The organism is Bifidobacterium sp. POST2/T3 (B1) (assembly GCF_058197115.1).
The window spans coordinates 1-7222 of record NZ_JBVPQK010000121.1; the positions used below are offsets into that span (position 1 = coordinate 1).

Consider the following 7222-nt stretch of genomic DNA (forward strand, 5'->3'; position numbering starts at 1 on the left):
GCGGCCCCAGCGGAACTCGCGCACCCAGGCCCCGTCGGCCAGGTCATGGCGCTGGGGGCTGCGCTCACGCTCGTGCCTGCCGGCGAAGTCCAGAATCTGGGTCTGCTGGTCGTCCAGGGGCAGGCGGACCTCCAGACCCTCCAGCAGGAAAGAATCGGCACCCAGGTTGCGCAGGGTGTGGCGAATCCGCAGGGAACCGCCGGCCATGGCCTCCACCCTGGTCTCCAGCGCAAGCTGGGCATCCTCGTCACGGGCCTTGATGGTTAGCGAGTTGTCGGTCTGCTCGGGCTGGCCTTCCACCAGGAATCGAGGCGACCATGAGCGCCCGGCTTGGATACCCTCGGGGTCTTGGGCGATCCGATGCCCGGTCAGGCCGGGATGCAGGTAGACTCCTGTAGCGTGCTCAAGCAGGAGGGAAGTATTGAGGTTGGTCACCTCCGCACCTCCGCAGCCGTCGAAACATGGTGCAGCCTGCACGCCCAGCACCTTCGGCAGATCCCCGCCAGGCCGTGGGGAGGCCAGTGCCAGACGAGTAGTTTCGGGCCCACCAAGGTCATTCCCCGGGAAGACAATCATGGGTGTCACCAACTCCTTTATTGCTTGATCGGTTTTCTACCTCAATTACTTAACCGAACCCGCGACCATGCCCGCAATGAAGTACTTCTGCAGGAACATGTACGCCACCACAATTGGAGCAGCGGCGATCAGGGCTGCGGCCGCGGCAATGCCAAGATTGTTTGCGTTAGCCGAGAAGAAGGAGGCCACGCGGGGGGCGATGGTCTGGGCCTGTGGATCGGTAAGAATATAGCTCGACAGGGCATATTCATTCCAGACGGAAGAACCTGTCATGATAATCACCGTTGCGGTAACTGGCTTGAGCATTGGCAGAATCAGACGGCCGAACACCTGCAAATGGGTGGCGCCGTCCAGAGCACCAGCCTCATCAATAGCCGGAGGAATCGCCTTGATAAAAGCCGTATAGAGGAAGACCGACAGAGGCAACTTCAGGGCGGTCAGCACCAGAATAATTCCCCAGTAGTTATTGATTCCGCCGATTTTGACCAGAAAACTGTACAGCGGCACCATGATGCTCATAGGAGGAATCATCATCATGGACAGGATGAAGGCGGATACATACTTGTTCCACCTAGTCATCCGGCGTGCCAGCGGATAGGCGGCGGCTGCGCCAAACACACAAACCAGGAAGGTAGCCCCAACAGTCACAATGGCGCTGTTCAGAACAGCGTGGAGGATGCCGCCCTCGCCAATGGCCTCCGACCAATTGCTCCAGGCCAGGTCATGCGTGCGCATAACCACGGAGGGCGACAGATCATCAGAAGGTTTAAACGATGTTGTAATAGCCAGGTAGAAGGGAAGTAGCTGGCAAATGCAGACGATGACCAGGAAAAGATAGATAGCCCACCTTCCCCTGCTGTATGCCCGAGCCGCCGTATGTTTCTCAGAAAACTTGCTGTTTCGACTCATCTCAGGCCTCCCAGTCCAGCTTGGCCAAGCCCTTATTGACCAGCCAGGTCACTATGGCGATCAGAATGAACAGGAATACCCCGATGGCAGAGGCATATCCTGCAGTCTGATTGTCAAAGTAGGTGATTCCGATGTAAGTGGAGATCGAGTTCGTCGCATAGCCAGGACCTCCGTTGGTCAGCACTTTGACGATGTCATAAAGCTTGAGGCCGCCGATAAGGTTGAGCACCACACTGGTCGTGAATGAAGGTGCCAACAGAGGAAGGGTTATATTCCAGAATTTCTTCCATCCATGGGCCCCATCGACCTCGGCGGCCTCAACAACCTCCTGATCCATGGTTTGCAGACCGGCCAAGTAGATAATCATGGATATGCCGACGAACTGTATGGAATTGACCAGAACGATAATGGCTACCGAGAACCCGGCGTTGTTAAACCAGGCGACCTTGTGGAACCCCATGGCAGTCAGCATGGCGTTCAAGGCTCCCTGCTGGTACTGGAAAATGAAGTAGTACATGATTCCCATGACCACAGGAGCCACAAGGGCGGGAAGATAGATTATGGCACGAATCAGGGTACGGCCTTTGATCTTGGCATTGAGCAGGAGCGCCAACGCCAGACCCAGCACCTGTTGCACAACAGTGCTGCCGATGCCATAGATGAATGTGTTCACCACCACTTGTTTGAAATTCGCATCAGTCCACATCTGCTTGTAGTTGTCAAAGCCGATGAATGCCTTCGCATCGTCATAACCATCCCAATTAGTAAAGGAAAGCTCGATGCCTGATATCAATGGGTAGATGATGAATACCACCAGCAGCACCACAGCAGGCAGGTAAAAGAGATTGATGGACGAACCAGCGAACTTCTTGTACCGATGCACCACCACAGTGCCCGTTTCAGCCTTTTTGCAGGGAGAGCTGGGGATTGGGTCCACGCCCGCCCCATTTGCTCCCCTGGTGGGCTGGTTGACTACACTCCGATTCGTGTCATCAGCCATTTCTGCGCTCCTTATATATCTCCCGAATTAAGCGATTACTTCTTTGTTTGGAGACTGTCGAAGGAGGTCTTTGCCTGATCGGCAGCGCTCTGTGGATTCAGTTGACCGGTGATCAGCCCATCTGTGGACTTAGCCAGGGTGTTGTACATGCCGCCGGGCAGATAGGTCCTGTCGAAGAGGGGTACGGTCTTAGTCTTCTGATCATTCATCCAGTAGTCGTAGGTCTCTTGGAACTGGCCCAGGGCTGACTTGACGCCAGTCAAGGCTGAATTGTTCATACTGACATTCACCAGCTGCTGCAGGTTGGCGGGCTCAGCAATAAAATCAATGAACTTTATTGCGGCGTCCTTGTTCTTGCTGGTCTTGGATACGCCGAAGGTCAGCATGTCCTCGCCAGTCGAGAAGTAGGGCTTGCCCGTGCTAGAAGGAACAGGCATCATGCCCAGCTTGACCTTAGGGTTATAGGATTCGATCAACTGCGCGTTCGTGTTCGACCGGAAGAAGAAGCCAGCCTTATCAGCGGCCATCAGCCTGGCGATATCGTCAAGCGTCGCTGAGGTGTAATCCACGTTAAAGTAACCGGAATCCCTCCAATCGCTGACCATGGTTGCGTACTTCTCGTAGACCTTGGTATTGAATTGTCCGTTCTTCAGGCTTTTCAGCTCGCTCTCCGTATACATGCCTGGAAGGATGAAATCGGCAATGCTGCCATTGGGACCGGGATCCTTGGGCGAGGTAATAATCGGCGTCTGCCCGGCGGCCTTGAGTGTATCGCAGGCCTTCTTGAAGGCATCCCAAGTAGTGATGGACTTGGGATCAATTCCGGCATTCTTCAGAACGGTTTCGTTGTACAGTATGCCGGAAACCTGAATATCTGCAGGCAGAGCATAGAACTTGCCATCGGAGGTCTTGTACACAGCATTCCCCAACGGCTTCAATCTCTTGGCCCAGGGACGGTTCTGCATGGGCTCAAGGAAGTTGCCATAACGGTCACGGGACCAACCGTGCGTAGCCCAGATATCCGGCGGATTGTGGCCAGCCAGACGGACTTTGATGTCATTTTCGTTGTTATTGGTACCTGGATCAACCTTGATCTTGATGTCAGGATTCTTTGCTTCGAAAGCCCTGGCCAGCTTGGTGATGACTTTCAGCTGAGGCGTACCCGTCGACTGCATGGTCATAAATTCAATCGTCTTGGTACCGCTCGAGCCTGATGACGATCCGCCGCATGCACCCAAAGGTGTTAGTGCAAGCGCACAGCAGAGGCCTGCGATGACCATTTTGCCTTTCCTCATCAACCACTCCTTTGTAGGTCGTTTATTTCCATGAGGCGTCACAGTTATCAACCGACTGCGCCGTCTTGGTATATCCGAGTATATACGTGTAGATTATACTGTCAAATTCCTGTACGACGAGCAAATCCGAATCAAGCAACTTTCATGGACCTCTAAATCGTTCTTATTATTGAGTTATTAAAAGAGGAGTCATAAAATCTTGCTCATCCAATATTTCCAAAGCTGGCTATGCCTTGATATAATCTACTCGTGTAAATCATTCTTTAGATATTTTTACTAAACTGGGTCTCACCGTCAGGAATGGGGGCAATCATGACAGAGACGTCTACAAATCAACAACGCCAGAAGCGGGCCACCAGGGCTGATGTGGCACGGCTGGCGGGGGTTTCGACTGCTGTGGTCAGCTATGTCTTCAACAACGGGCCAAGAAGGGTTGCGCCGGCAACTTCAGAAAAGGTGCGGCGCGCGGCCAAGCTGCTTGATTACCGCCCCAACACCACTGCCCGCGCACTGCGTACCGGGTTTTCAAAGATGATGGCCGTCATCGTCCCGGACTCCTCCAACCCTTTCAGCGCCGGCATTTACAACGAGCTGCAATCGGCCGCATCCCGCCACGGGTATTCCTTGATGTTCATGAACGTCAAAGGGGACCCGGACCTGGAAGAGGATGCAATCAGCAAACTGATCGAACGCAATGTTGATGCCATTTTCCTTTCAACCTCGCGCACCTACGACCAAATCAGCATGGCGCCCCTCGACCAGAGCCGATTCATCTTTATGGATCAGCCTCGGAGGGTCATGAACGCCAAGAGCGTTTCAACTGACTTCTATTCCTCGGCCATGACCGCCACCGAACACCTGATAGGGCATAAGTTCTGCAGCGTGGACATGCTCTACGGCGGCCCTGAGGAGGACCGGACCGATGATCGCGTGCGGGGCTGGTATGCCGCCCATCAGAACAACAATCTGCCGGCCGGCCGCATCATACGGTCCTACTTCACTCGCGAAGGAGGGTATCAGGCGACGCTTAAGCTACTGGACAGCGACCACCAGCCCCAGGCCATTTTCGCCGGTTCCGACATGGAGGCCATGGGCGCACTCCGGGCCCTGCATGAGCGCGGGCTACGCATTCCCGAGGACGTGGCCATCGTCTCCTTCGACGGTACCGTCGACTCCCTCTACACCTGGCCGCAGCTGACCACCATGCAGCAGGACACCCAAAAAATCGCCGCCTGTGCCATGAATGCGGCCTTGGATCCGGACCAGGTCCCTGACGTGCAACTGATCAAGGCGGATCTGGTCATCCGTCACTCCTGCGGCTGCTGATACGGCAACCTAATCAAACTGTATAAGTTCCGGATAATATCCATAGTTTTTCACCAATGCAGACCTGCAACATATATCAGAAAAGGCGCTGGTGTCACTGCCAGAAAAGCAGTGACACCAGCGCCCTTTCAGACTCTGTTCAGGCTCGGACCCAGGGTCAGGCCCCGATCAGATCCAGCATTTCGGGAACCGACTTCTTGCCAAACTCCACAGTCTCCTGGCCGTCCTTGCGGATTACGATGCAGGGGACACTCATGACCTGGTACTGGTCCTTCAGCTCGGGGAAATGGGCCAGGTCGTAAGCCTCGGCACGCACCTTGCCGTTCTGGGCAGCCACACGCTGGGCGGACAGGACCGTGGTCGGGCACATGGTGCAGGTCAGGGAGACCAGCATCATCACGTCCACCTGGTCCTTGATGGCATCGATACGGTCCGAGGTGGGCTGATCCACCTGCTGGCCGGGGCCCGCCGCATTGTAGAGGGCCAGGACGAAGGAGTTGAACTCGTGGCCGCTGGGCACGCCATGGAAGGCCAACCCGGTCGGCTGGGAGACGCCCTGATCGTCCAACCGGCAGATGCGCACACTGGGCCGGGCATCGGGCAGGTCACCGGCGGGATCGTAATCCTTGCCGTCCTCATCCGTGCGGGAGTCCACCCTGGAGGTCAGCTTGCCGCCGGAGAGCCCGACCAGCTCGTCCACAAAGGCCTCCAGCTCCTTGGAGACCTGGCTGCCGTCCAGGTCCAGGGCCAGCTCCAGCTTTCCGGTCATCTTGCCGAAGACCATGTCCAACTGCTTGCGGATGTCCGGCCCGAAGAAGCCGGAAGTCTTGGCCGGGGCCTGGTCGTGCTCCTGGGCCACAGGCGCGGGCGAGGTGCCCGAGGCCAGGGCGGAGTTCTCGGCCTGCCGCTCGGAGCGGGCGTAGGGGGAATCCTCGGGACGCGGCGGCACCAGGCCGGTCTTGTCCGACATGTTGGAGGCGTAGCGCTCCAGCTCCACGGCGGCCACAGCCCCATCGGAGGTGGCGGTGATGACCTGGCGCAGGTTCTTGACCCGCAGATCCCCGGCGGCGTAGATGCCCGGCACCGAGGTCTCCAGGTAGTCGTGGGTCAGCACGTAGCCGTGGTCATCCAGATCCACAACGCCCTTGAGCATACCGGTCTGGGGCACGTAGCCGGCAAAGACGAAGACGCCGAAAGTGCCGCCGTCCTGGGGCTTCCAGGTGGTGGTCTGCCCGCTCTTGCGGTCCAGGATGGTAGCCTCGACCAGCCCGCCGGGGCCAGCGGAGACCCCCTTGAGCTCGGTGGAGTAGTGGATCTCGATCTTGTCGTTGTTCCGGGCCTCGTCAGCCACGGCGGCATCGCAGGTGAAGTCCTCCTCGCGCACCAGCAGGGTCACCTTGGTGGCGTACTTGGTCAGGAAGACCGACTCCTCAGCTGCCGCAAACCCGCCGCCGACCACCAGGACCTCACGCCCGGTGAAGAACTCGCCATCGCAAGTGGCGCAGTAGGCCACGCCGCGGCCTGCATACTCCTGCTCGCCCTGGAAGCCGATCTTACGGGGGCTGGCGCCGGTGGCGATCAGGATGCCGAAGGTGCGCAGATCGCCCCGGGAGGTGTGGACCACCTTGATGTCGCCCTGGGCCTCGATGCCTGTGGCCTCGGCGCTCATGAACTCGGCTCCGAAGTTCTGGGCCTGCTGGCGCATGGTCTCGGTCAGCTTGCGGCCGTCAGTGCTGGCCACGCCCGGGTAGTTGACCACGTCTGCCGTAATGGTGATCTGGCCGCCGAAGTCGTCCTTCTCCAGGATCAGGGTGCGATACCGCGCCCGAGCCAGGTAGAGTCCTGCGCTCAGGCCTGCAGGGCCGCCACCGATGATGACCACGTCATAAAGATTCTTGTCTTCCGTCATGAATGCCTCTTCCGAAGGAATGCACGGATGTGCTGTTTTGGATGCTGGTCGTGAATACAGAAAAGGGAACCCGCCCTGGTCGCTTCCGATCTGCGAGTTCCCGATGTTGGCAGCTGCGGATCAGAGCTGGCCGACCAGATCCAGGCTGGGCTCGATGGTGTCCTCGCCGGGCTCCCACTTGGCAGGGCAGACCTGATCGCCGTGCTC

General features: G+C 57.5%; 6 protein-coding genes and 1 pseudogene. 1 reads left to right on the forward strand and 6 read right to left on the reverse strand.

The window, feature by feature from the left end:
• The 4 genes from AC0AP0_RS06855 to AC0AP0_RS06870 all read right to left on the reverse strand — a co-directional run.
• Window positions 1-576: glycoside hydrolase family 36 N-terminal domain-containing protein (locus AC0AP0_RS06855; RefSeq protein ID WP_490429854.1), on the reverse strand; the 576-nt coding region annotated here is incomplete at its 3' end.
• Window positions 577-621: 45 nt separating this feature from the next.
• Window positions 622-1311: a carbohydrate ABC transporter permease gene (locus AC0AP0_RS06860; protein WP_490429855.1), complete on the reverse strand. Its 690-nt coding sequence runs from the start codon at window positions 1309-1311 to the stop codon at window positions 622-624.
• 175 nt (window positions 1312-1486) lie between these two features.
• On the reverse strand, window positions 1487-2485 hold the full coding sequence (locus AC0AP0_RS06865; protein ID WP_490429850.1) for a carbohydrate ABC transporter permease: 999 nt from the start codon (window positions 2483-2485) through the stop codon (window positions 1487-1489).
• Window positions 2486-2520: 35 nt separating this feature from the next.
• On the reverse strand, window positions 2521-3666 hold the full coding sequence (locus AC0AP0_RS06870) for an ABC transporter substrate-binding protein (RefSeq protein ID WP_490429851.1): 1146 nt from the start codon (window positions 3664-3666) through the stop codon (window positions 2521-2523).
• A 426-nt stretch (window positions 3667-4092) separates the two neighbouring features.
• Between AC0AP0_RS06870 and AC0AP0_RS06875 the strand changes: the two genes are divergently transcribed.
• Complete coding sequence (locus tag AC0AP0_RS06875) at window positions 4093-5106, forward strand: LacI family DNA-binding transcriptional regulator (RefSeq protein WP_490429852.1); 1014 nt, start codon at window positions 4093-4095, stop codon at window positions 5104-5106.
• A 157-nt stretch (window positions 5107-5263) separates the two neighbouring features.
• On the opposite strand, the gene AC0AP0_RS06880 is transcribed toward AC0AP0_RS06875, so the two are convergent.
• Both AC0AP0_RS06880 and AC0AP0_RS06885 read right to left on the reverse strand, forming a co-directional pair.
• Window positions 5264-7015 carry an FAD-dependent oxidoreductase gene (locus AC0AP0_RS06880; protein WP_490429853.1) on the reverse strand — a complete coding sequence of 584 codons (1752 nt, stop codon included), beginning with the start codon at window positions 7013-7015 and terminating at the stop codon, window positions 5264-5266.
• 120 nt (window positions 7016-7135) lie between these two features.
• A pseudogene (locus tag AC0AP0_RS06885) lies at window positions 7136-7222 on the reverse strand (peroxiredoxin); the annotation flags it as partial.